Genomic DNA, 22,938 nt, shown 5'->3' with positions numbered 1-22,938 from the left:
GTCACGTGTTACTCGAAGCATTATTAAGACGCTTTCTTGTAGATCGAGAGCATGTCCAAATAGTTTTGCGTTAAGCGTTGCATCGCTTCTTCATTGTGTAGACGGTTTGATTGCAAGAACAATGAGTAACATAAGCCATGGAACAATGTCGCCAGATCTTCAGGATCGTGCTCGTTGCTCAACTCTCCGCGTTCCATTGATTTCGCAAACATGTTTTGAATCAGTTTCTGATTGGTCTCGTTGGTATTGATAAACAGCGGCCAAACTTCATCGCGCGTTGAAGCGCTCCATTCAAACCATACGCGTAGCCAATCACAATCATTAACCACAAGGTGAACCATAGCACTGGTTAAGTTGTTAATGTTGTCTTTGGCGTGAAGGTCAAGGTCGATGTTTTCAGTGAGGAAGTTAGAGAATTGTCGTACTACGTAGTTGAGTACGTCATCCACCAAATCTTCACGAGTAGGAAAGTAGTTAAAGACAGTCGCCACAGACACTTGCGCGATTTCTGCAATGTCTGCATGACCGCCTCGTCCAATACCGCGTTTGGCGAACACTTCGAGTGCTATTTCCATTAACTGCTGCTTACGTTTTTGAGGCGAAAGCCGTGTACGTGGCCTTTTAGCTATTGAGTCCATAAGGGTATTTCCTTGCCAATTGAGTTGTCGTTGTATGGGCTGATATGCCCTATATAATTAATTATTATTTGCTTTTTAGCATTATGAGTGTAATGGTGCATATCATTTTGGTCAATCCTTTGCTGGGCTTTTATAATTAATTATATAATTTATAAAATACAGGTCAAAATTAACTAAATTTGTATTTTTCTATTGTCATTTTTACTTCATTACCATCAGTGGTAGACTTAGCGCCTTAAAATCGGTGCGCACTGCGTTCCAACCAAATCGTCAATAGAAAAACGAGAGAGTTATGAAGCACAGAGTAGATGTGATGATTTCTGAACAGCAAGTTCAGGAGCGCATTCACGAGCTAGGTAAACAGATCACCCAACATTATAAAGACAGCGAAGAACTGGTTCTTGTCGGCCTTTTACGTGGCTCGTTTGTCTTTATGGCAGACCTTGCTCGTAGCATTGACGTGATTCATCAAGTCGACTTCATGACCGCGTCGAGCTACGGTAACAGCATGGAAAGCTCGCGTGATGTCCGTATTTTGAAAGACCTAGATGATGACATCAAAGGTAAAGACGTATTATTGGTCGAAGATATCATTGATACTGGAAATACACTTTCAAAAGTATGTGAAATTTTGTCATTGCGTGAGCCAAATTCGATTAATATCTGTACATTGTTGGATAAGCCAAGTCGCCGCGAAGTTGACGTAAAAGTCGAATGGATTGGTTTCGATATTCCCGATGAATTCGTCGTTGGTGTAGGTATTGACTACGCGCAGAAATATCGTCATCTGCCGTTTATTGGCAAAGTGGTTCCTCTTGAGTAATCTCATTGCCTGATAAACGCTCATAAAAAAACGCCCATTTGGGCGTTTTTTATGACTGAAAACCTGAAAAGCTCAATCTTAGCGGCAAAGCAGCTTCTGATCTGGGTTTAAAATAGTGTCCAGTGCGGTTTGGTAAGAAGCTTCAACCGTCTCTCTTGAATTGCTGCGAATACCTAAGTATTCCAAACGGCCGTCTTCAATACCGTAAACAACGCCGTGAATTTCCACGTCTTGGCCTCGTTCCCATGCGTTTTGCATGATGGTTGAGTTACCCAGATTGTAGACTTGTTCTGCGACATTAATTTCACCAAGTTTGTCAGCGCGATCGGCCGCTGGCATTTGGTCTAAGTATTCACGATGCTTAAAGTAGACATCACGAATGTGCAGCAGCCAGTTGTTGATAAGGCCCAGATTCGGGTTATCAATCGCCGCATTCACACCGCCACAACCATAGTGACCACAAATGATGATATGTTTGACTTTCAACACATCAACCGCGTATTGGACGACGGATAGGCAGTTGAGGTCGGTATGAATGACTTGGTTCGCAACGTTACGGTGAACAAACAGTTCGCCGGAATAAAGTCCGGTTAAGCGTTCGGCCGGTACACGGCTATCTGAGCAGCCGATCCATAGAAAATCAGGTTTTTGACCTTCGGCTAGCTTGGTAAAGTATTCTGGACGTTCGGATTTGATTGACTCCGACCATTTTGAGTTGTTTTCAAAAAGCTGTTTAATTTCCGGCATGTTAACATTTCCCTAAAAACCTGTTTCCAATATACACAAATACCCGACAGCATTCTCGCAAAAAATAGGCAGGATAGGACTGTTCAGATGTGTTATGGGTTCCGTAATTGAAATCTGCCGATCTTTTCTACGACTTGCAAGCCTGACTCGTCGTCGATGTGTAAATTGTTGTGTGGTTTCTGTACAATTTTGTGTCGGAATCAAATAATTAATTTCCCTCTAGGGTTGAAAAAGCCGCATTTCAACGGCATCTGTAGAGGGTCTTGAGAAAACAAGCGACTTATATATGTACGCATTAGAAATAGAACAACTTAGAAAAACCTACGCTGGAGGTTTTGAAGCATTAAAGGGCATCAGCTTAAATGTCGAACAAGGAGACTTTTATGCACTCCTTGGCCCCAATGGGGCAGGTAAATCTACATCTATCGGTATCATTTCTTCACTCGTCAACAAAACATCTGGCCGCGTTAAGGTCTTTGGTTATGATATCGATACTGATCTTGAATTGGCGAAACAAAACCTTGGGCTGGTTCCGCAGGAGTTTAACTTCAATCAGTTTGAAACGGTTGAGCAAATTGTGATGCAGCAGGCGGGCTACTACGGTGTCTCCAAAGACGTGGCTAAGCAGCGCGCAGAAAAATATCTGTCAAAACTCGATCTTTGGGAGAAGCGTGATGAACGTGCGCGCAACTTATCGGGTGGGATGAAGCGTCGGCTGATGATTGCTCGTGCGTTAATGCACGAACCCAAATTGCTGATTTTGGATGAGCCAACCGCTGGAGTTGACATCGAATTGCGCCGCTCAATGTGGGAGTTTCTAAAAGAAATTAACCGCGACCAAGGCATTACTATCATCCTGACTACCCACTATTTAGAAGAAGCGGAAATGCTCTGTCGGCATATCGGTATTATCAATCGTGGTGAATTAATCGAAAACACCACGATGAAGTCATTGCTGAGTAAACTGAGTGTCGAGACCTTCATTCTTGATCTCGAAAACAATGATATTGAACTGCCTACGCTAAACGGGGTGAACGCCCAAGCGATGGTGGATGGTTCGCTGGAAATTGAACTGAACAAAAGCCAAGGCTTGAATTCAGTCTTTACTCAATTAACAGATCTTGGTGTGACCGTGACTTCAATGCGCAATAAAGCCAATCGTCTCGAAGAGTTATTTGTCAGCATTGTACGTGAACAACAAGGAGCCTAGTCGAATGTATCAGTTGTATTGGACAGCATTTCGCGCCTTATTAAGTAAAGAAGTTCATCGCTTTATGCGTATCTGGGTACAAACCCTAGTACCGCCAGCGATTACCATGACACTCTATTTCATTATTTTCGGTAATTTGATTGGCTCGCGTATTGGCGAAATGAACGGCTTTAGCTATATGGAATACATCGTTCCAGGCTTAATCATGATGTCGGTGATTACAAACTCGTACTCCAATGTTGCATCATCATTTTTTAGCGCCAAAATGCAGAAAAATATCGAAGAACTGTTGGTCGCACCTGTGCCGAACTATGTGATTATCGCTGGTTATGTGATGGGAGGCGTTACACGTGGTTTGTTGGTGGGGACGTTAGTCACTCTGGTTTCTCTGCTGTTTGTTGATTTAAATGTCGAACATTGGGGCATTATTATTGTCACCGTCTTCCTGACTTCAGTCGTGTTTGCATTAGGTGGTTTGATTAATGCCGTATTTGCGAAAACGTTTGATGATATCTCTATTGTCCCGACGTTTGTGCTCACCCCATTAACCTACTTGGGTGGGGTATTCTACTCGATCAGTCTGCTACCGGACTTTTGGCAAGTAGTCTCTAAAGTGAACCCGATTGTCTATATGGTCAATGCCTTCCGTTATGGCTTCTTAGGCGTTTCGGATGTGGGGATTGTTACTTCATTCAGTGTGCTGGGCATTTTTGTTGTATTACTTTATTCCGTAGCGCACTACTTGGTGACGAAAGGAATTGGCCTGCGTACCTAACCGATAACAAAGCAATAAAAAAGGTCGACGGATGTCGACCTTTTTTATTGCTAATCCATTAGGCGTCTTGGTGAGACGCTTCACTTTGTGTGTCTTTATCTTTCGTTTCGGCGTTGAGATCGATGACTTGGTTATCAATCAGTCGTACTTGACCTAAGTGCGCAGACATCAAAATCACCGCTTGAATACTTTGCTCAGTAATCGTTGATAAAGTATGGGCGTCTCGAATAAAAATCTCATCAGGGTGCAAACCTGCGGCTCGCAATTGATCATTGGCGTCTTCGATGATCGAGGCGTAGTCTCGTCGTCCGCTGCGAATCGTACTGCTTATCCAACGCATCGTACGAGCAAGGACAGGAGCACGCTGGCGTTGGTCAAGCGTCAAACGGTTGTTACGTGAACTCATCGCAAGGCCATCCATTTCGCGCACCGTGGGTACACCAATGATGATGATGTTCATGGCCATGTCGGAGACCATCTTACGAATCACCGCCAACTGCTGATAATCTTTTTCGCCAAAGCAGGCAATATCAGGTTGAACTAGGTTGAATAGCTTGGTGACCACGGTTGTCACACCGCGAAAGTGTCCCGGACGAGACGCGCCTTCAAGCATAGTGGATAACCCTGGTACATCGACGTAAGTGTGTTTATCCAATCCTTCAGGATAGATAACCTCAGGCGTTGGTGTAAAAACCAGATCCACAGACTCTTGGTTAAGCTTGTTGAGATCGTCATCGAGCGTGCGCGGATAGCTATTAAGATCGTCGGCGCGATCAAATTGCATCGGATTAACAAAGATACTAGCGACAACAATATCCGCCACTTCGCGTGCTTTGCGCACTAAACTCATGTGGCCTTCATGCAGGTTGCCCATGGTTGGGACAAAAGCGATCGTTCGGCCATCACGCTTATATTGGGCGATCTGTTCTCTTAACGTCGAAATGTCAGCAATGGTTTGCATGAGTATGTCCTCTAGGCAATCGTATGTTGTTCATCAGGAAAAGTGCCTGATTGCACATCTTGTAGGTACTTGGTCACAGCATCTCGCATATTTCCTGTTTCTTCGAGGAAGTTTTTCGAGAATTTCGGCATATAGTTGGCGGAAATACCAAACATATCGTGCATCACCAAAATTTGACCGTCGGTTTGGTTGCCTGCACCGATTCCGATGACCGGGACGTCCAATACTTCGGTAATGCGTGCAGCAAGATCGGCCGGAACGCATTCGAGTAAAATAACTTGTGCGCCAGCTTCTTGAAGAGCCAACGCGTCTTTTACCATGCGATCGGCTTTGTCGCTGTCACGACCTTGAACTTTATAACCACCAAAAATATTGACAGATTGAGGCGTTAGGCCGAGATGTGCACACACAGGAACGGCGCGCTCAGTCAGCATTTTTACGCAATCAACCAACCATTCACCACCTTCGATTTTGACCATGTTCGCGCCTGCTTGCATGATCTTCGCTGCGTTTTCACACGCTTGTTGTGGAGTGGCATAGCTCATGAAGGGCATGTCGGCCATCAGTAAGCTGTTTGGGCTACCCGCACGTACACAACGTGTGTGATAAGCAATATCTTCAACGGTCACTGGCAAGGTGTCTTCACGACCTTGCAATACCATACCTAATGAGTCGCCGACCAATAGCACCGGCATCTCTTGGCTTTCAAACAGTTGAGCGAAGCTGGCATCGTAAGCGGTTACCGAAGCAAACTTACGGCCTTCTTGCTTCCACTTCATCAAGTCATTAATGGTAATTTTTTTCATGTTCTTGTCCTTAGCAGGGAATGGCTAGGGGCGCCAAATGCTGAGTCCATTTTTGTCTACTGTCGCAAGTAGGGCTGGGAGCTCAGTCCCATCAGGGAGAGTCAAATTCGGTGCGATCTCAGCGAGCGGATAAAGCACAAATTCGCGCTGCTTCATTCCGTAATGAGGAACGGTTAAACGCTCAGAGTCGATCACCTCATTGCCGTAAAGTAAAATATCGAGGTCGAGGGTTCGTGGCCCCCAACGTTCGTCTTTACGTACGCGCCCGTGCTTTTGCTCAATTGCTTGTGTGCAATCAAGTAAAGCCAACGGCGTCAAAGTTGTTTTTATTTCCACGACTGCGTTGATGTAGTCGGGTTGATTTTGTGGCCCCATCGGTGTGCTGCTATAGAGCGAAGAAGCACTCACCCAAGTGGATTCTGGAAGATCTTTAAGTGCTTCAATCGCCTGCTGAGCTTGGCTCACCGGATCATCAAGATTACTGCCAATCGCAATAAAAACGGTAATCATGATGTTGCCTTGGTTTTTTTCTTATTGGTACGGCGACGCTTTGGTTTTGGCGAAGCACCGTCTATGTCTGCAACCATCGCTTGGCGCATATTGCGGCCGGCATTTTGAAAGGTTTCCCACCATTTGGCAAGTTGCTTTGTCTCTTCGCCTTCAATTTCACCGCGCATTTCAAGAAAATCAAACCCAGCACGGAACTTGTTCAGCTCCATTAAGCGAAAAGCGCGTTTGCCGTTGCGACGTGGCAGGCGTAGCTGCAGTTGCCAGATTTCTCGTATCGTAGCGGTATGACGGCGAGGAATGGCGATGGTTTTTACTTGTTCATCAATAATGATGTTACCCGCTTCCATCACAGCGTCGTAATAGGACAGCTTGCGCTCGGCCTGCAGCTGCTCCGCTTTGGCTTGCATTGGATACCACAGCATCGCGGCAAACATAAACGCAGGGTTGATGCGTTTACCACTCTCTATGCGCTGATCAGTCGCATCCAGTACTAAATCCAACATCTGTTCTGTTGGCGACGAATAATCGTCGCTAAAGAACTGAGCGATGGTTGGAAACAGTTGTTGGAACAGCTGATATTCGCGCATCAAATGATAGGTTTCCAAGCCAAGCCCGGTCTGGAGCATTTTGAGCGATTCTTCATACAGACGCGCTGACGGAATATCTTTCAACAACGGCGCAAGATGCTCGATAGGATCGGCCGTGTCTTCTTCAATGTCAAAATCCAGTTTGACGGCAAATCGAATGGCACGCAGCATACGAACTGGATCTTCACGATAGCGTACTTCTGGGTCGCCAATCAGGCGCACCAGTTTGTCTTCGAGATCTTCTACGCCACCAGCGTAATCGTGGATCGCGTAATTGGCGATGTTGTAGTACATCGCATTAATCGTGAAATCACGACGCTCAGCATCTTCATCAATGGTGCCATAGACGTTATCACGCAGTAGCATGCCTTCTTTTGATTGCTGAGCAATATTCTGAGCTTTCTCTTGATGATGACCACGAAAAGTCGCCACCTCAATGATGTCACGACCAAACATAATGTGGGCAAGACGAAAACGTCTACCGATTAAACGACAGTTACGAAACAGTTTTTTGATCTGCTCTGGCGTCGCATTGGTGGCGATATCAAAGTCTTTGGGGGTGTGTCCTAAAAGTAAATCTCGTACACCACCACCAACAAGATACGCATCAAATCCAGCACTGTGCAGACGATAAAGGACTTTCAGCGCGTTATCACTGATCTGCTTGCGGGAAATGTTGTGCTCTTCTCGAGTCATGAGATTTAAAGCGAGTTCTGGAATATGCGTTGCCTCGCTCGGTTTTGTATCGTTCTTATTCATCTGCTTTTGGCAATAATCACTAAAGCCAACCTTGCTTGGTTTATTCACTTAGGCCCAATCGGGACGAATTTTGCGGCTAATAATAGCTTAGCGCGCCGCATTTGAGAATCTTGGTGTGATCTCGAGTGCCATCGGTAGCTGAGAAACTTGCCAATGCGCCACTCCCCATTGAAGAATTTCTTCAATCTTGGCTTGTGATACGTCATCAGGAACCTGAAAGCCCAAAAACTGCATCGCATTGAGTAGCGCAGGACGAGGCTGATGGTCATCAATCGCTGTCGCATGATTCTGCTTAGATAATTTATGCCCATGTTGATCTAATGCGAGGGGCAAATGCAAGTAGCTTACCTGAGGCTTTGCGAGCAATTTATAGAGACTCAACTGACGTCCTGTTGGTTCAATCAGATCTGCGCCGCGCACAACTTCGGTCACACCTTGGTCAATGTCGTCTAATACTACTGCTAAATTGTACGCAAACAAACCATCGCGTCTTTTGATAATAAAATCTTCATCCGCCAATGGCTTAGGGATTTTAATCTCACCGTGTTTGATATCGTAAAATTGATAGACGGGTTGTGTCATGCACAGGCGTACAGAACATGCTTTAGGGGAGGTAATGTGTTTATTACGACAAGTTCCGCGATAAAAACCGCCCTCAGCTTTTATCTGTTTTCGAGTGCATTCACAGTAGTAAGCGGCATTGTGTTCTAACCAATGGTCAATTTGCGATTGATACAAATCGTGGCGCTGACTTTGGTATACGACTTCGCCGTCCCAATGCAGCTGATAAGCTTCAAGCGTTCTTAGAATTGCATCGGCTGCGCCTGGCATTTCACGTGGAGGGTCGAGATCTTCGATTCTGACTCGCCATTGGCCTTGTTGGGCTCGGGCTTGAAAGTAACTGCCTAAAGCCGCGACAAGAGATCCAAAATGCAAGGGACCAGACGGGGAAGGGGCAAAGCGTCCAATATATGTCATGACATTGCTCGCGAAAAGGTGGTGAATGGGGCGGAGATGCAAACCCCGAAAATATAAATTTCACGATGTAGTAAACCAAAAAGGGAGCCATAGCTCCCTTTTTATTAATAGCAGCGGTTTAACCCTGCATCTGTTTTTCTTTGATTTCAGCCAGTGTTTTACAGTCGATACATAGGTCTGCTGTAGGACGAGCTTCTAGACGACGAACACCGATTTCAACGCCACAAGACTCACAGAAACCGAAATCATCTTCTTCGATTTTGTTCAGTGTCTTTTCGATCTTTTTGATCAGACGACGTTCACGGTCTCGGTTACGCAGTTCTAGGCTGAACTCTTCTTCTTGAGATGCTCGGTCAACCGGATCTGGGAAGTTAGCGGCTTCGTCTTGCATGTGATGCACAGTACGGTTGACTTCTTCTCTTAACTGATTACGCCAAGCTTCTAAAATTTTTCTAAAATGAGCCAGTTGCTCAGGTGACATGTACTCTTCACCTGCTTTTTCCTGGTATGGCTCAACACCAGCAATGGCTAGGATGCCTAGCGCTTTCTTTTTTGATGATTCTGGCATGCAGCATCTCCTACTAACACCTAGTCAACTGCTTGAGCAGTTAATTTGAGGCGGGTATCTATAGCAAAAAGAATTGGGCGAGGCAAACACTGATTAGTAAACTTGTTGTCAATGTGAACACAACATCATTTTTTCTGTCAGTTAATGAACTCAATTGACTCGTTCAGTGCCATACCGTCTTTGTTCATCTCTGCTTTATAGCAGTAGACTTCGACTCCCTGTCTTTGCGCGTGTTTCAATAATTTTGAATAGTTCGCATCTATATGGTGTGCCGGAGAGACTTTTTCAATACCTGAATGTAAAACTACAAACAAAAGTACCGCTCTGCTTCCAGTATTGACCATTTCCGTTAATTCTCGCAGGTGCTTTTGACCACGAGTCGTCACCGCATCGGGGAAGTAGCCTTGTCCATGTTGTGCTTCATCCAACAAGGTGACACTTTTTACTTCTATATAACATTTTGGTTGAGCGTTTGATTTGAGCAAGATATCAATCCGGCTATTTTCATTGCCATATTTCACTTCTGCCTGAAGTTGCTCATACCCTTGTAGCTCATCAATGACGCCAGCCTCAATGGCTTCTATCGCCAATTGGTTGGCGCGAGCGGTATTAATGCAAATGGTATGCCTTTTTGCGGTTTCAACCAGTTCCCAACTATTTGGGTATTTGCGTTTTGGATTATCGGAAGTTGAGTACCAGATGGTGCTGCCGGGGTCAGCGCAGCCAGTCATTGCCCCTGTATTCGCACAATGGATGGTTCGCTCACTGCCGTCGGGTAACGTGATATCGGCGAGGAAGCGCTTGTAGCGTTTAATTAATATCGCCGGTTGGAGTTCGGGTTGAAAGTGCATTTAGTTACTGTTTTTATGTACAATGTCTGTCGTCATTACACCACAAGGTTTCTCCATTGTCACAACTGCCCATAGAAACAGTGATGCCGCAATTGCTTGCAGCGGTGTCTGATTGCCAACAATTGATCCTGAAAGCTGCACCAGGGGCGGGCAAGTCTACTCACTTTCCATTGTCAGTTTTGCAGGCCAACCTGTTGCCAGAAAAGATTATTTTACTTGAACCTAGGCGCTTGGCCGCGAGGAATATTGCGCGTTATCTTGCCAAACAACTGGGGGAGCAAGTTGGACAAACCGTTGGGTATCGCGTTCGTGGGGAAACCAAAACCAGTACGTACACACGTCTCGAGGTGGTGACTGAAGGCGTGTTAACCCGGATGATTCAGTCTGATCCCGAACTGAGCGGTATCAGTATGGTGATGTTTGATGAGTTTCATGAACGCAGCCTACATGCGGATACCGGGTTGGCTCTGTGTTTGGAAATTCAACAAGCGCTTCGTGACGATTTAAAGCTGGTGGTGATGTCGGCGACCTTGGATGGGCAAGCTCTCCAGCAATTATTGCCCGAAGCGCGTTTTATTGAGTCACAAGGGCGATCGTTTCCGGTTGATATTGTCTATCAACCCTTGGGGGCCAATGAGTATTTAGCGCCGTTTATGGCAAAAAAAATCAGCGCGCTTCTTCATCAGCATCATGGATCATTGCTCGCATTTTTACCTGGCGTTGGTGCTATTAAGCAGACTCAGCAAACGCTCGAATCATTGATTGCCGATGACGTGGATATTTGCCCGCTTTTCGGTCAATTAAGTGCTGATGAGCAGCAAAAAGCCATTGAGCCAAGCCCAAAGGGGCGGCGTAAAGTGGTACTTGCGACCAACATAGCGGAAACGTCTTTGACCATTGAAGGCATTCGCTTAGTGGTCGATAGTGGGCTTGAACGCACCGCCAGTTTTGATCTCAAAACGGGTATCAGTAAGCTTGAACAAATTCGCATTGCTCAGTCGTCTGCTGAGCAGCGCGCTGGCCGAGCTGGGCGCCTTGAAGCTGGTATCTGTGTGCGTTTGTATAGCGAGTCTCAGCTCAAACAACAACCCTATGTGCCAGTTCCAGAAATTGTTCGTAGCGATTTGTCGCCATTGGCGATGGAGTTGGCTCAATGGGGAACGACTCAGGTATCTGAATTGGCTTGGTTAGATTGTCCTCCAGCTGCGGCATTCAATCAGGCGAGGGCACTCTTACAGCGTCTGGGGCTGATGGACCGCCATTATCAACTCACCACGCAAGGGCAGAAAACCCAACACCTTGGGGTTGCGCCAAGAATCGGCGCTATGCTCACCAGCGCAGAGAATCGTTCGCAAACCGTCACCGCGGCGCTTGCTGCGGCCTTGCTTGAAGAACCTGAAAAGCAGCAAGTGGATTTTGCCCACAGTGCACAGCGCTTTTTATCACGTCGTCATAGCGTTCAGCAACGTGTGTTGGCGCGGGCGACGCAACTCGCCCGTTTATGCGGTGAATCGTTTGAGAGCCATGCTGTGGAGCCGACATTACTGGCTACGATGCTGTGTCGAGCTTTTCCTGAACGCATTGCGCAGCGACGTCCTACGCAATCGCAAAATGGGCAAGTCAGCTACCTATTAGCGAATGGCCATGGTGTTGAATTGAGTGATGAACACCCTTTAGCACAATGCGATTATTTGGTGGTTGCCGATGTCATGCGCAGTCCCAATGCTCGCCAATCAAGCCGGGTATTGCTTGCCGCTGAGCTTGATATTATTAGCGTTCAACAGCATATTCCGCATTTGCTTGTTGAGCATGAGTGGGTTGATTGGGATGATAAGCGTGGTCGTCTAGTCGCTGAATTGCGAGTGCAACTTGGGCAGTTGATATTAGAGCGTCAAGCGCTTGCCGATCCGCCTCGCGAAAAAATGACGCAAGCTTTACTTAACTATGTCCGTCGCCATGGTCTGAAAGTATTAAATTGGACGCCAAAAGCAACCAACCTGCTGGAGCGTGCTCGCTGTGGCGCAGAATGGTTGCCCGAGCAAGCGTGGCCTGAACTCGATGACTCCGCGTTGTTGAGCCATCTGGAAGATTGGCTCGAGCCGTATCTTCACTCAATTCACTCTGCCAAGCAGATAAACAAGGTCGATGTGTATCAAGCGTTGAATGCTTATTTAGGGTGGCCATTAAACCAGTCCATCGACCAATGGTTGCCTTGTGAATATCAATTGCCGACGGGCACTCGCAAGGCAATTCGCTATCAGCAAGGACAGCAACCGACGCTCTCCGTTCGCATGCAGGAAGTCTTTGGCGAACAAACCTCTCCAACCGTTGCGAACGGTACGGTGAAGGTTGTGTTGGAGTTACTTTCCCCTGCTCAGCGTCCTCTTCAAGTGACACAAGACTTAGCGGCTTTTTGGCAAGGCGCCTATAAAGACGTACAAAAAGAAATGAAAGGGCGTTACCCCAAACATGTGTGGCCTGATGATCCTGCATCCCACATCGCGACAACGAAAACCAAACGACAATTGAATTCATGACTGATAAGAAAACGCCGAAAAAGCCCCGAACTAACAATACGGCCAGTTCGAAAAAGCGCTCAAAAAACCGCAGTGGTTCAGCCAAGCATTCCATTTTAAAACGTTTGTGGAGCATTGGTTGGAAAGTCGCGTTGGTGGTGATCGCGATACTGATTTTTGTCGGTATCTATCTTGATAGCGTGGTCAAACAGCGCTTTGAAGGGCACTTGTTTGAATTACCAACGGTGGTGTATGCCAGAATTTTGAATTTGGCCCCTGGTGATGATATCTCGATTCAAGAAGTCCGTAACGAACTGGATGTGCTCAACTATCGTAAAGTCTCTCAGCCACATTATCCGGGGGAATATTCATCATCTTCGACCAAGATTGAAGTGATCCGTCGTCCGTTCGAATTCTCTGACGGCCCAGAACCGGATCGTCACGTTATGCTCTATTTTAACCAGTCTGGCTTGCAACGTATTCAGTCGTTAGAGAAGCGAGGCGATTTGGGTTACTTACGCATTGAGCCTAAAATGTTGGGGATGTTGGAAAAAGGGCAAGATGAACAACGACTATTTCTACGTCGCGAACAATTTCCGGAAGTGATGGTTGATGCGCTTCTTGTCACCGAAGATCGCAACTTTTATCGTCATGACGGTGTTTCTCCGATGGCGATCGCGCGCGCACTGGTTGCTAATATCAAGGCTGGACGCACGGTGCAAGGCGGTAGCACGCTGACTCAGCAATTGGCCAAGAACATCTTTTTATCCAGTGACCGGACTTTGTGGCGTAAATTACGTGAAGCTTACATGGCTCTCATCATTGACTATCGCTACAGCAAAGACCGTATCTTGGAAGGTTACCTGAATGAGGTGTATTTAGGGCAATCACGCGGAGAAGCGATTCACGGTTTTGGTTTGGCCTCTCGCCTTTATTTTGGTCAACCCATAGAAGAGCTACGTATTGATCAACTGGCACTGTTGGTGGGAATGGTCAAAGGTCCTTCCTACTATAATCCAGTCCGCTACCCTGAACGTGCCAAAGAACGCCGGGATTTGGTTTTAAAATTGATGATGCAGCAAAATATTTTGACACCGCGCCAATATGAACAGGCCGCGAGTCGAAATCTTGATATTCAGGATAATCCCAGAATTGCCAGCCGACAGCCTGCCTATTTTGAACAACTTAATCGTGAGCTGAAAGCGAAGGTCGGGGCAGGATTTAAATCGGAAGTGGGATTACGAGTATTTACCTCGCTGGATCCGGTATCGCAAGATGAACTGGAAAAATCAGTGGCGCGTAAAATTCCTGATCTTGCCAAAGTGGGTGGCAATGAGCTTGAAGCGGCGGCTGTCGCAGTTGATCGTCACAGTGGTGAAATTCGCGCCATGGTTGGAGGTAAACGCGCAGGCTATGATGGGTTTAACCGAGCGCTCAATGCCAGCCGCCAAATTGGCTCGTTGGCAAAGCCTGCGGTGTACCTAACGGCCTTGTCGCAACCAGATAAATATAATTTGGCGACCACACTTGATGATAAACCGCTGACGCTGAAAAATGAGAGCGGCGATTTGTGGGCACCACGTAACTATGATCGTAAGTTCCGAGGTGATGTCCCCTTGTACTTGGCGCTCGCCAAATCGCTAAATGTACCGACCGTACAGCTAGGCATGCAGCTTGGCATTGATAACGTGGTCGACACGTTTACTCGACTTGGCGTTAGTGGCGATGAAATTCGTCCTGTTCCATCAATGTTTTTGGGATCCTTTACCTTGACCCCAATTCAAGTCGCACAAATGTACCAAACCTTGACAAATTCGGGTAAAAAAGCCCAATTATCAGCGTTGCGATCGGTCATTGATCTCGATGGTAAGGTGATTTACGAATCCATTCCACGCGTGTCACAAACCGTCGAGCAGCAAGCTGCGTGGTTAACCACTTACGCCATGAAACGCGGCGTTTTGGAAGGGACAGGGCGCTATCTGCGTAGCCAATTTGGGTGGGCGGCCCTGGCGGGGAAAACCGGTACCAGTAACGACACTCGTGACAGTTGGTTTGTGGGGATTGATGGTCGAGAAGTGACAACCATTTGGGTTGGGCGCGACGACAACAAGCCGACACATTTAACAGGTTCGAGCGGCGCTTTACGTATTTATGCAGATTACCTTGCGCAGCGTGTCCCACAAAAATTGATTTTGCCGTGGCCAAAAGGCATTACGACGTTAGGCTTCTCACCAACCTCTGAAGGTGGGTTAGAGTTAGACTGTAATGATCGCCAGAAGCTTCCGGTGTGGGATCGAGATGGCGCGTTAAAAAAACAATGTGAAGATCAACCAGCACAATGGATTAAACGTATTTTTAGTTGGTAGTGATTTGGCACTTCGAGCCCAATGTGCGTGATAGTAAGGATAACAATAAGCAGTGCGAAATAGTGTTTATTTGATGATTTTGGGGTTGCTCAGTTTTAAGGTGGCGGCGCAATCGCTCCATCCAACCCCACCACATCATCCTCAAATTGCCGTGGTGCTTGCTGGTGGCGGTGCCAAAGGTGCTGCGCATATAGGCGTTCTTAAAGCGCTCGAAGATCTGCACGTCCCAATCGACTTCATTACTGGCACCAGTATGGGGGCATTTTTTGGTGGATTGTATGCCACTGGGATGAGCGCGGATGAGATCGAAGCATTGATCTATTCGGTGGATTGGAATAGCGGCTACCGTGACCGAGTGAGCCGAAGTGATCGCCGAATTCGTGATAAAGAATATGAAGACCGCTATCAACTAACCACAGATTTAGGCGTACGCTGGGGGGAGATTCGCGCTTACCGAGGTCTCGTTCAGGGGCAAGGAATGTTACGTATTTTGCGCGAAACGTCTGGTAACTTGCCCGCTTTTGAGTCGTTTGATGAATTAGCCATTCCCTATCGGTCTGTCGCAACGGACATCGTCAAACTGGAACCTGTGATTCTTGATAAGGGCAATTTAGCCGATGCCATGATGGCAAGTATGTCGGTGCCTGGCGCTTTGCCGCCCTACAATTTGAATGGCCGGCTGCTGGTCGATGGCGGTGTGATTAATAATATGCCGGTCAACATCGCCCGTGAAATTGGTGCGGAGGTCGTCATTGCTGTGGATATCAGTACTGATTATAAAACCGAAGACGATTTCAAAACTTTTTTTACGGTTGGAGAGCAACTCTCTAACTATCTAGTTAGGCGCAGTACCAAAGAGCAGGCCGATACGTTAAGCGACACTGACTTCCTGATACGCCCTGAAGTTGGCGATATGGAAACGACGGAGTTTCAAAAAATGCCTGAGGCGTATGTCAAAGGGTATGGTGCGGTCATGGCTCTTAAGGATGAGCTGGAGAAAATTGCGCTCTCCCCAGGGGATTACCAGCGCTACATTGAGCATAAACAAAGAGTGCGACGTCAGTTGCATTATGGTTCGAACACCCGAATCGATAAGTTGGTGATCAATAATCGAACCCACTACAGCGATTTGATTCTTGAAAACAAACTCAATTTAGAGCCGGGTAATACCTATAAATCGGAAGACATTGAACAGCGAATTCAGGACTTATATGCACTGGATCGTTTTGAATTGATCAATTACCGCTACTCACAAGATGATGCGCAGCAAACCACGTTGACCGTCGACGTTAATGAAAAATCTTGGGGCCCGAATTACCTTAACTTTCGCTTTTTCTTGGAAGATGACTTTGAAACCGAAAGTCAGTATTCATTGGGAGCATCGTTTAATTTTACTGACCTCAATCAGCATGGCGCAGAACTGCGTACCAATGTTGAAATGGGCACAGATAAGTTACTCGAAGCCGAACTCTATTCGCCTTTTTTCTCTCATCAAGAAGTTTTCACGACCTTTAGTGTCGGTTATGCAGATGAGCAACGCAGTGCGCCGGTGGCTGGCTTTGAGAATACAGACCTCAGCACCACCACGAACTATTTGCCAGTCAACTATCGCCAATTTGAGTTTGAAACGACCATTGGTTACCAAGCTTGGTTGTGGCGAGAACTCAAACTCGGTATTAATTTTACCAAAGGCAGTGGCAATTACTCGACCTTGCCTTCTTATGGGGAAATTGACTTTAGAAGTTTAGGGGCGTTTATTAATTATCGAATTGATTCGTTGGATAATTACAGTTTGCCGACTCGCGGGGTTTATCTGGATCTTAAATATCGAGTTTCCCATGACAACATCAAAGATCATCAAAGCCAAATTGACATCGAGTCTGGCGATGATACTTCCCATGAATTCCAAGCGAAATTTATGTGGGCATATACGGAAGAACGCCACACCGCGGTGGTGAATACTGACTTTGAGTGGGTGGAAAATAAAAACTCGACCATGCCGATCAACCCTAAAGAAGTGGGCGGATTCTTAAATCTGTCCGGAATTCCGCGCAATAGCTTGATTGGACAAAACAAAGCGTATGCAAGCCTTGTGTACCGTTATCGCTGGTTTGATAATAACTTCGGATTGTTCACTTCGCCCTTTTATCTTGGTGCGTCGATGGAGTATGGTGGCGTATGGACTGATGATTCATTGAATTACAATGAATTGCCCTTGTATGTTGCTGGGTCAGTTTTTGCTGGCGTAGATTCGCCACTCGGGCCTATTATGCTCGCTTATGGACAAACGGAGCAGGGCTATAATTCTGTGTACTTGATCTTAGGTACTACTTTTAAATAGTGCACTTTGCCAAGACATAATATAAAACGGGGATATTCATCAAGTTTTGTTCCAAGTTGATATGTTGGTCAAAGTGATGAGATTTTAATTTTAAGTTAAATTTGCTATTCTCCGTTCCACAGTTTGGCCTCTCTGGCGCTGTTTCTCAGTCAAAAATGAGTGATTAAAAGGCGAAAGGGAGCCAAGTTTCCAAGGATGTTCACTCCTCATTTTTAAAAAAATATAGGAGGAACCGCAATGAGAGGAATAAGTCGTGCTTGAAGCCTACCGTAAACACGTCGAAGAGCGTGCTGCCGAAGGAGTCGTCCCTAAACCACTAGACGCTGAGCAAGTCGCTGGTCTGGTTGAACTTCTGAAAAATCCCCCTCAAGGTGAAGAAGCGTTTATTCTTGACCTGTTGGAAAACCGTATTCCACCTGGTGTTGATGAAGCGGCTTATGTAAAAGCCGGCTTTCTGACTGCTGTTGCTAAAGGTGAAGTCCAATCCCCTCTCGTCAGTCGTGAACATGCGGCCAAGCTACTTGGCACTATGCAAGGCGGCTACAACATTGAGCCTTTAGTTACCTTACTTGATGATGAACAACTTGCACCGATTGCGGTTGAAGCCTTGTCTCATACTTTGCTCATGTTTGATGCTTTCTATGATGTTGAAGAAAAAGCTAAAAATGGCAATGAGTTTGCGAAGACGATTCTTAAGTCGTGGGCTGAAGCCGAATGGTTTCTGAAAAAGCCTAAGCTGGAAGAAAAAGTCACGTTAACGGTCTTTAAAGTCACGGGTGAAACCAACACGGATGACTTGTCTCCAGCTCCAGATGCTTGGTCTCGACCTGATATTCCTGTCCACGCTTTGGCGATGCTCAAAAACGAACGTGAAGGAATTGAGCCGGATCAGCCAGGAACAATAGGCCCGATCAAACAGATTGAAGCGCTAAAAGAGAAAGGCCACAAACTGGTGTACGTTGGTGACGTGGTTGGTACAGGCTCTTCTCGTAAATCTGCGACCAACTCTGTGCTTTGGTTTATGGGTGATGACATTCCGTTTGTGCCGAACAAGCGCGCGGGTGGTTTTGTGCTTGGCGGTAAGATTGCCCCGATTTTCTACAATACGATGGAAGACGCTGGTGCATTACCTATTGAATTGGATGTATCGAAGCTGAACATGGGGGATGTGATTGATGTTTACCCTTATGAAGGCAAAGTCTGCGCTCACGGCACGGATGAAGTCCTGTCGACTTTCAAATTGAAAACCGGTGTCTTGCTTGACGAAGTACGTGCTGGCGGACGTATTCCACTGATCATTGGTCGTGGCTTAACAGATAAAGCACGTGAGTCTCTTGGCCTTGAGCCAAGTGATGTATTCGCGAAACCTGTGCCAGTTGCTGATTCAGGCAAGGGATTCACTCTTGCACAGAAAATGGTCGGTAAAGCGTGTGGTGTCGAAGGCATTCGTCCTGGTACTTACTGTGAACCGAAAATGACCACCGTTGGCTCGCAAGATACCACCGGTCCAATGACCCGTGACGAGCTCAAAGATTTAGCGTGTCTAGGATTCTCTGCAGATTTAGTCATGCAGTCATTCTGTCACACCTCAGCGTATCCAAAACCTGTCGACGTCAATACGCACCATACTTTACCCGATTTCATTATGAATCGCGGTGGTGTCTCTCTACGTCCTGGTGACGGTATTATCCACTCATGGTTAAACCGTATGTTGCTACCTGATACCGTGGGTACAGGCGGTGATTCACATACCCGTTTCCCTCTTGGTATTTCTTTCCCTGCGGGGTCTGGTCTTGTGGCGTTCGCTGCGGCAACTGGTGTGATGCCTCTTGATATGCCTGAGTCAGTGTTAGTGCGTTTTAAGGGGAAAATGAAGCCAGGTATCACGTTACGTGATTTGGTTCATGCGATTCCTTATTACGGTATTAAACAAGGTCTATTAACGGTAGAGAAAGCAGGTAAAATTAATGAGTTCTCTGGCCGCGTGTTGGAGATTGAAGGTCTTGAGCATTTAACGGTTGAGCAGGCGTTTGAATTATCAGACGCATCGGCTGAGCGTTCAGCCGCTGGCTGTACCGTGAAATTATCTCAAGAATCGATTTCTGAGTACCTCAACTCTAACATCACTATGCTGAAATGGATGATCTCAGAAGGTTATGGCGATCGCCGTACGATTGAGCGTCGCGTTAAAGCAATGGAAGAGTGGTTAGCGAAACCTGAATTGATGGAAGCGGATAAAGATGCCGAATATGCGCATGTTGTCGAAATCGATCTCGCAGAAATCGATCAGCCAATTCTGTGTGCACCAAATGACCCGGATGATGCTCGCCTGTTGTCAGATGTTCAAGGTACGGAAATTGATGAAGTGTTTATCGGTTCTTGTATGACTAACATCGGTCACTTCCGCGCTGCGGGTAAACTGCTTGATAAGTACAATGGTCAATTGGAAACACGTCTTTGGGTGGCTCCACCAACCAAAATGGATAAAGACCAACTGATTGAAGAAGGTTACTATGGCATCTTTGGCCGTGCCGGGGTGCGTATAGAAACGCCGGGATGTTCATTGTGTATGGGTAACCAAGCACGTGTCGCTGAGAAATCAACCGTAATGTCGACGTCGACACGTAACTTCCCGAACCGTCTTGGTAATGGTGCGAACGTATTTTTGGCCTCAGCAGAACTTTCTGCAGTGGGGGCGATTATTGGCCGTATTCCGACCAAAGATGAGTACCTGCAGTATGCTGAGCAAATCGATGCAACAGCAGCCGATACTTATCGTTACCTCAACTTCCACTTGATGGATAACTATGTTGAGAAAGCGCAGGATGTTATTTTCCAAGAGCCAGCGTAAGCAGCTCCAGCGCCCTAGAATATCCATAGGGTAAGCAACAGAAAAAAGCCGCTGAACTCAGCGGCTTTTTATTTGGTCAGTAACCAAGTTATTTGGTCACGATGATGTGGTCAAACAACAAGCGCTTAATAGCGCATTTTATACATCGCTGCGACATTACGCGCGGTCAATTGCAGGTTATCGGCGGCTTGTTCTAGAGCCGTTTTTAATGGCACTGCTCCATTTACCACAGAAAATACCGCATCAATCCCATGCTCATGTACGACACCACAATCTTGAGCCAAACTGCCTGCAATACCGATCACCGAAAGGTCGTGCTTTTTAGCCATTCGAGCGACACCGATTGGTGTCTTACCATGAATGGTTTGGCTGTCAATTCGACCTTCACCAGTAATCACTAAATCAGTATCGGCGAGGACATCATCAAAGTTGACCGCGTCCATGACAATATCAATGCCTGGACGAAGTTGAGCGCCAAGAAGCGCAACAAACGCTGCTCCTAGGCCACCAGCAGCACCCGCGCCCGGAAGATCTTTGACCGAGCAGCCAAGATCGCGTTCAATGATCTGGGCGTAGTGTGCTAAGTTTTCATCCAAGGTTTTGACCATCTCCTCCGTCGCGCCTTTTTGAGGGCCAAACACATGTGAGGCGCCTTTAGGACCACAAAGTGGATTATCAACATCACAAGCGACCTCAAGGGTGATTTGACTTAAGCGAGGATCTAACTCGCTCACATCAATTCGAGCCAATTTATTGAGCTCACCACCACCAGCGCCGAGAGCATTTCCTTCGGCATCCAGCATTTTGACGCCTAAGGCTTGCGCCATACCGAGACCACCGTCATTAGTCGCACTGCCACCAATACCGATGATGATATGTTTCACGCCCTGATCGAGTACCGCTTTGATCAGCTCGCCAGTACCCACGCTGCTGGTCAGTAACGGGTTTCGCTGCTCGAATGAGACTAAGTGCAAACCAGAGGCCGCTGCCATTTCAATTACTGCGGTTTTTTTGTCCCCCATCAGGCCAAAAAAACCTTTAACACTATTGCCTAGCGGCGCGGTAACGTCGAGTTCAACGATAGAACCTTGAGTGGCATCAACCAAAGACTGTACGGTGCCTTCACCACCATCTGCCATGGGAAGCTTTACGTACTCAGCGTCTGGCAAGACTTGGCGAAAACCTTGCTCAATCGCTTGAGCGACCTCCATCGCCGTCAAGCTCTCTTTGAAAGAATCTGGAGCAATGACAATTTTCATTTTATGTTCCTAACTGAAATTAAATAAACCAGCCGAAGACGCCAAAGACCATCACAGAGATGAACGCAATCATAAGACCGACCGCAGATTCATAAGGGATTAATTTTAGACGTTCACGAATATCCATGTGCACGGCACCACCAGTGGCATGGAAGAAGCTACCATGAGGCATGTGATCCAATACCGTTGCCCCCGAGTGGATCATTGCTGCACCGGCCAATGCTGGTACACCTAACTCAAGAATAGTATGGCTAAACACATTGGAAGCGACGGCAGTACCTGCCGTTGTTGATGCGGTAGCTAATGACATCATGGCACCTGAAATAGGGGCAAGTAAATATGAAGGCAGCCCGGAAGCGGTCAATAGATCTATCAGACCGTCTTTAAGACCGGAATGAGCAATAATACCGGCTAGAGTACCCGTACCTAACAGCATCACGGCCACTGGCGCCATGCGGCTCAGTCCTGATACGGCAAAATGATTAGTGTCACGGAAGCGTCCCATGACCAATGCTCCCAGCAGGCCTCCAAGTGGTAAAGCAATCAGTGGATCCACATTGATGTCTGCGATAGGACGAAGCGCAAGCAAGGCAATCGCCACTAATGGAGCAACAATTGCAGCGCCAAAGCCAGGCAGCTTGGCATGATCAACCGCGATCACTTCTTTCTCTTGCACTTTTGAGCCGCGATTAACCAGCTTTTTGGCAATGAAATACGCGAAGAACATACCGCATAATCCTGGAATAATACCTGCGGCCATGACGGAGGTCAGAGGTACATTAAAGGCATCGGCTGCTGCAATGGCATTCGGGTTAGGTGACATCACGTTTCCTGCTTTACCACCACCGATCATCGCCAGCAAAATGGCCATTTTAGAAAGGTCTGCACGACGAGCGATAGCGAGAGCAATAGGCGAGACGGTGATGACCGCGACGTCAACGAAAACGCCAACAGCAGTCAAAATCATCGTGGCGAGGGCTAGAGCTAATAACGCTCGTGTTTCGCCAACTTTTTTTACAATGGTTTCTGCAATTGATGTAGCGGCACCAGACTCAATCAGTACGCCTGCCAATACACCCGCCGCCAAAATGCGCAGGACTGCGGTGACAATTCCTTGAGCTCCACCAATCATCAAACTGACCGTTTCTGTCAGTGAGACCCCACCAACTACACCGCCGATTAGGGCACCAATAATCATGCCGTATGCAGGTGGCACTTTTTTTAAGATCAATGTGATGGCTACAACTAATGCAGCCAGAGCACCTAAAGTAGAGACTTCAATCATGTTCTATTTCCATAGTATTTTTAGGTTTTTAACTTGGCTACTATATGGAAAGCGATGCATCGCTTCTTTGTACTATTGAACAAATAGTCGGCATGCAAGACCTTAGT

The 22,938-nt window shown here is 46.8% G+C and carries 18 protein-coding genes; 7 read left to right on the top strand and 11 right to left on the bottom strand.

Annotated elements, in window-relative coordinates; all coding sequences use genetic code 11:
• Positions 1-23 precede the first annotated feature (23 nt).
• On the bottom strand, positions 24-638 hold the full coding sequence (locus ACFFUV_RS13495) for a LuxR/HapR/OpaR family quorum-sensing transcriptional regulator (RefSeq protein ID WP_390193658.1): 615 nt from the start codon (positions 636-638) through the stop codon (positions 24-26).
• Between the two features lie 292 nt (positions 639-930).
• Here ACFFUV_RS13495 and hpt point away from each other — a divergent pair, with 292 nt between their 5' ends.
• Positions 931-1,461: a hypoxanthine phosphoribosyltransferase gene (gene hpt / locus ACFFUV_RS13490; RefSeq protein WP_390193655.1), complete on the top strand. Its 531-nt coding sequence runs from the start codon at positions 931-933 to the stop codon at positions 1,459-1,461.
• Between the two features lie 78 nt (positions 1,462-1,539).
• Here hpt and can read toward each other — a convergent pair whose 3' ends face one another.
• On the bottom strand, positions 1,540-2,208 hold the full coding sequence (gene can / locus ACFFUV_RS13485) for a carbonate dehydratase (RefSeq protein ID WP_390193652.1): 669 nt from the start codon (positions 2,206-2,208) through the stop codon (positions 1,540-1,542).
• 286 nt (positions 2,209-2,494) lie between these two features.
• On the opposite strand from can, the gene ACFFUV_RS13480 reads away from it, so the two are divergent.
• Positions 2,495-3,418 (top strand): ABC transporter ATP-binding protein, encoded by a 924-nt coding sequence (locus ACFFUV_RS13480; RefSeq protein ID WP_390193650.1) that lies wholly within the window; start codon positions 2,495-2,497, stop codon positions 3,416-3,418.
• A gap of 4 nt (positions 3,419-3,422) precedes the next feature.
• Positions 3,423-4,193 carry an ABC transporter permease gene (locus ACFFUV_RS13475; protein WP_390193647.1) on the top strand — a complete coding sequence of 257 codons (771 nt, stop codon included), beginning with the start codon at positions 3,423-3,425 and terminating at the stop codon, positions 4,191-4,193.
• A gap of 58 nt (positions 4,194-4,251) precedes the next feature.
• On the opposite strand, the gene panC is transcribed toward ACFFUV_RS13475, so the two are convergent.
• The 7 genes from panC to sfsA all read right to left on the bottom strand — a co-directional run bounded on the left by panC (position 4,252) and on the right by sfsA (position 10,213).
• Positions 4,252-5,154 (bottom strand): pantoate--beta-alanine ligase, encoded by a 903-nt coding sequence (gene panC / locus ACFFUV_RS13470; protein WP_390193645.1) that lies wholly within the window; start codon positions 5,152-5,154, stop codon positions 4,252-4,254.
• A gap of 11 nt (positions 5,155-5,165) precedes the next feature.
• Positions 5,166-5,960, bottom strand: a complete 795-nt coding sequence (gene panB, locus ACFFUV_RS13465; RefSeq protein WP_390193643.1) for a 3-methyl-2-oxobutanoate hydroxymethyltransferase — start codon at positions 5,958-5,960, stop codon at positions 5,166-5,168.
• 24 nt (positions 5,961-5,984) lie between these two features.
• Entirely contained in the window at positions 5,985-6,470 is a 486-nt protein-coding gene (gene folK, locus ACFFUV_RS13460; RefSeq protein WP_390193641.1) for a 2-amino-4-hydroxy-6-hydroxymethyldihydropteridine diphosphokinase, read from the bottom strand.
• On the bottom strand, positions 6,467-7,816 hold the full coding sequence (gene pcnB, locus ACFFUV_RS13455) for a polynucleotide adenylyltransferase PcnB (protein WP_390193893.1): 1,350 nt from the start codon (positions 7,814-7,816) through the stop codon (positions 6,467-6,469). The genes folK and pcnB overlap by 4 nt, the downstream gene beginning before the upstream one ends.
• A gap of 87 nt (positions 7,817-7,903) precedes the next feature.
• Positions 7,904-8,794, bottom strand: a complete 891-nt coding sequence (gene gluQRS / locus ACFFUV_RS13450; protein WP_390193639.1) for a tRNA glutamyl-Q(34) synthetase GluQRS — start codon at positions 8,792-8,794, stop codon at positions 7,904-7,906.
• A 118-nt stretch (positions 8,795-8,912) separates the two neighbouring features.
• The gene (gene dksA / locus ACFFUV_RS13445; protein WP_390193637.1) at positions 8,913-9,362 is read right to left on the bottom strand and encodes an RNA polymerase-binding protein DksA; all 450 of its coding nucleotides are present in this window, start codon (positions 9,360-9,362) and stop codon (positions 8,913-8,915) included.
• Positions 9,363-9,499: 137 nt separating this feature from the next.
• Positions 9,500-10,213, bottom strand: coding sequence for a DNA/RNA nuclease SfsA (gene sfsA / locus ACFFUV_RS13440; RefSeq protein ID WP_390193635.1), 714 nt, complete (start codon positions 10,211-10,213; stop codon positions 9,500-9,502).
• Positions 10,214-10,269: 56 nt separating this feature from the next.
• On the opposite strand from sfsA, the gene hrpB reads away from it, so the two are divergent.
• The 4 genes from hrpB (at position 10,270) to acnB (ending at position 20,287) form a co-directional block, all read left to right on the top strand.
• On the top strand, positions 10,270-12,750 hold the full coding sequence (gene hrpB / locus ACFFUV_RS13435) for an ATP-dependent helicase HrpB (RefSeq protein WP_390193633.1): 2,481 nt from the start codon (positions 10,270-10,272) through the stop codon (positions 12,748-12,750).
• Complete coding sequence (gene mrcB, locus ACFFUV_RS13430; RefSeq protein WP_390193630.1) at positions 12,747-15,095, top strand: penicillin-binding protein 1B; 2,349 nt, start codon at positions 12,747-12,749, stop codon at positions 15,093-15,095. Before hrpB ends, mrcB begins: the two co-directional genes overlap by 4 nt.
• 73 nt (positions 15,096-15,168) lie before the next feature.
• Positions 15,169-17,436 carry a patatin-like phospholipase family protein gene (locus ACFFUV_RS13425; RefSeq protein ID WP_390193890.1) on the top strand — a complete coding sequence of 756 codons (2,268 nt, stop codon included), beginning with the start codon at positions 15,169-15,171 and terminating at the stop codon, positions 17,434-17,436.
• 253 nt (positions 17,437-17,689) lie between these two features.
• Entirely contained in the window at positions 17,690-20,287 is a 2,598-nt protein-coding gene (gene acnB, locus ACFFUV_RS13420) for a bifunctional aconitate hydratase 2/2-methylisocitrate dehydratase (RefSeq protein WP_390193629.1), read from the top strand.
• 125 nt (positions 20,288-20,412) lie between these two features.
• Here the strand turns inward: acnB and ACFFUV_RS13415 are convergent, their stop codons facing one another.
• Both ACFFUV_RS13415 and ACFFUV_RS13410 read right to left on the bottom strand, forming a co-directional pair.
• On the bottom strand, positions 20,413-21,546 hold the full coding sequence (locus ACFFUV_RS13415) for a glycerate kinase (protein WP_390193627.1): 1,134 nt from the start codon (positions 21,544-21,546) through the stop codon (positions 20,413-20,415).
• A 19-nt stretch (positions 21,547-21,565) separates the two neighbouring features.
• Positions 21,566-22,831 (bottom strand): GntP family permease, encoded by a 1,266-nt coding sequence (locus tag ACFFUV_RS13410; protein WP_390193625.1) that lies wholly within the window; start codon positions 22,829-22,831, stop codon positions 21,566-21,568.
• Positions 22,832-22,938: the final 107 nt, after the last annotated feature.

The sequence above is a fragment of the Vibrio olivae genome, assembly GCF_042428525.1.
GTDB lineage: Bacteria > Pseudomonadota > Gammaproteobacteria > Enterobacterales > Vibrionaceae > Vibrio > Vibrio olivae.
This window is presented reverse-complemented; position numbering and strand designations above follow the sequence as displayed.

Coding starts and splice junctions, on each gene's coding strand:
- ACFFUV_RS13495 (WP_390193658.1), bottom strand. CDS start 638: ATGGACTCAATAGCTAAAAGGCCACGTACACGGCTTTCGCCTCAAAAA.
- hpt (WP_390193655.1), top strand. CDS start 931: ATGAAGCACAGAGTAGATGTGATGATTTCTGAACAGCAAGTTCAGGAG.
- can (WP_390193652.1), bottom strand. CDS start 2,208: ATGCCGGAAATTAAACAGCTTTTTGAAAACAACTCAAAATGGTCGGAG.
- ACFFUV_RS13480 (WP_390193650.1), top strand. CDS start 2,495: ATGTACGCATTAGAAATAGAACAACTTAGAAAAACCTACGCTGGAGGT.
- ACFFUV_RS13475 (WP_390193647.1), top strand. CDS start 3,423: ATGTATCAGTTGTATTGGACAGCATTTCGCGCCTTATTAAGTAAAGAA.
- panC (WP_390193645.1), bottom strand. CDS start 5,154: ATGCAAACCATTGCTGACATTTCGACGTTAAGAGAACAGATCGCCCAA.
- panB (WP_390193643.1), bottom strand. CDS start 5,960: ATGAAAAAAATTACCATTAATGACTTGATGAAGTGGAAGCAAGAAGGC.
- folK (WP_390193641.1), bottom strand. CDS start 6,470: ATGATTACCGTTTTTATTGCGATTGGCAGTAATCTTGATGATCCGGTG.
- pcnB (WP_390193893.1), bottom strand. CDS start 7,816: ATGAATAAGAACGATACAAAACCGAGCGAGGCAACGCATATTCCAGAA.
- gluQRS (WP_390193639.1), bottom strand. CDS start 8,794: ATGACATATATTGGACGCTTTGCCCCTTCCCCGTCTGGTCCCTTGCAT.
- dksA (WP_390193637.1), bottom strand. CDS start 9,362: ATGCCAGAATCATCAAAAAAGAAAGCGCTAGGCATCCTAGCCATTGCT.
- sfsA (WP_390193635.1), bottom strand. CDS start 10,213: ATGCACTTTCAACCCGAACTCCAACCGGCGATATTAATTAAACGCTAC.
- mrcB (WP_390193630.1), top strand. CDS start 12,747: ATGACTGATAAGAAAACGCCGAAAAAGCCCCGAACTAACAATACGGCC.
- ACFFUV_RS13425 (WP_390193890.1), top strand. CDS start 15,169: ATGATTTTGGGGTTGCTCAGTTTTAAGGTGGCGGCGCAATCGCTCCAT.
- ACFFUV_RS13415 (WP_390193627.1), bottom strand. CDS start 21,546: ATGAAAATTGTCATTGCTCCAGATTCTTTCAAAGAGAGCTTGACGGCG.
- ACFFUV_RS13410 (WP_390193625.1), bottom strand. CDS start 22,831: ATGATTGAAGTCTCTACTTTAGGTGCTCTGGCTGCATTAGTTGTAGCC.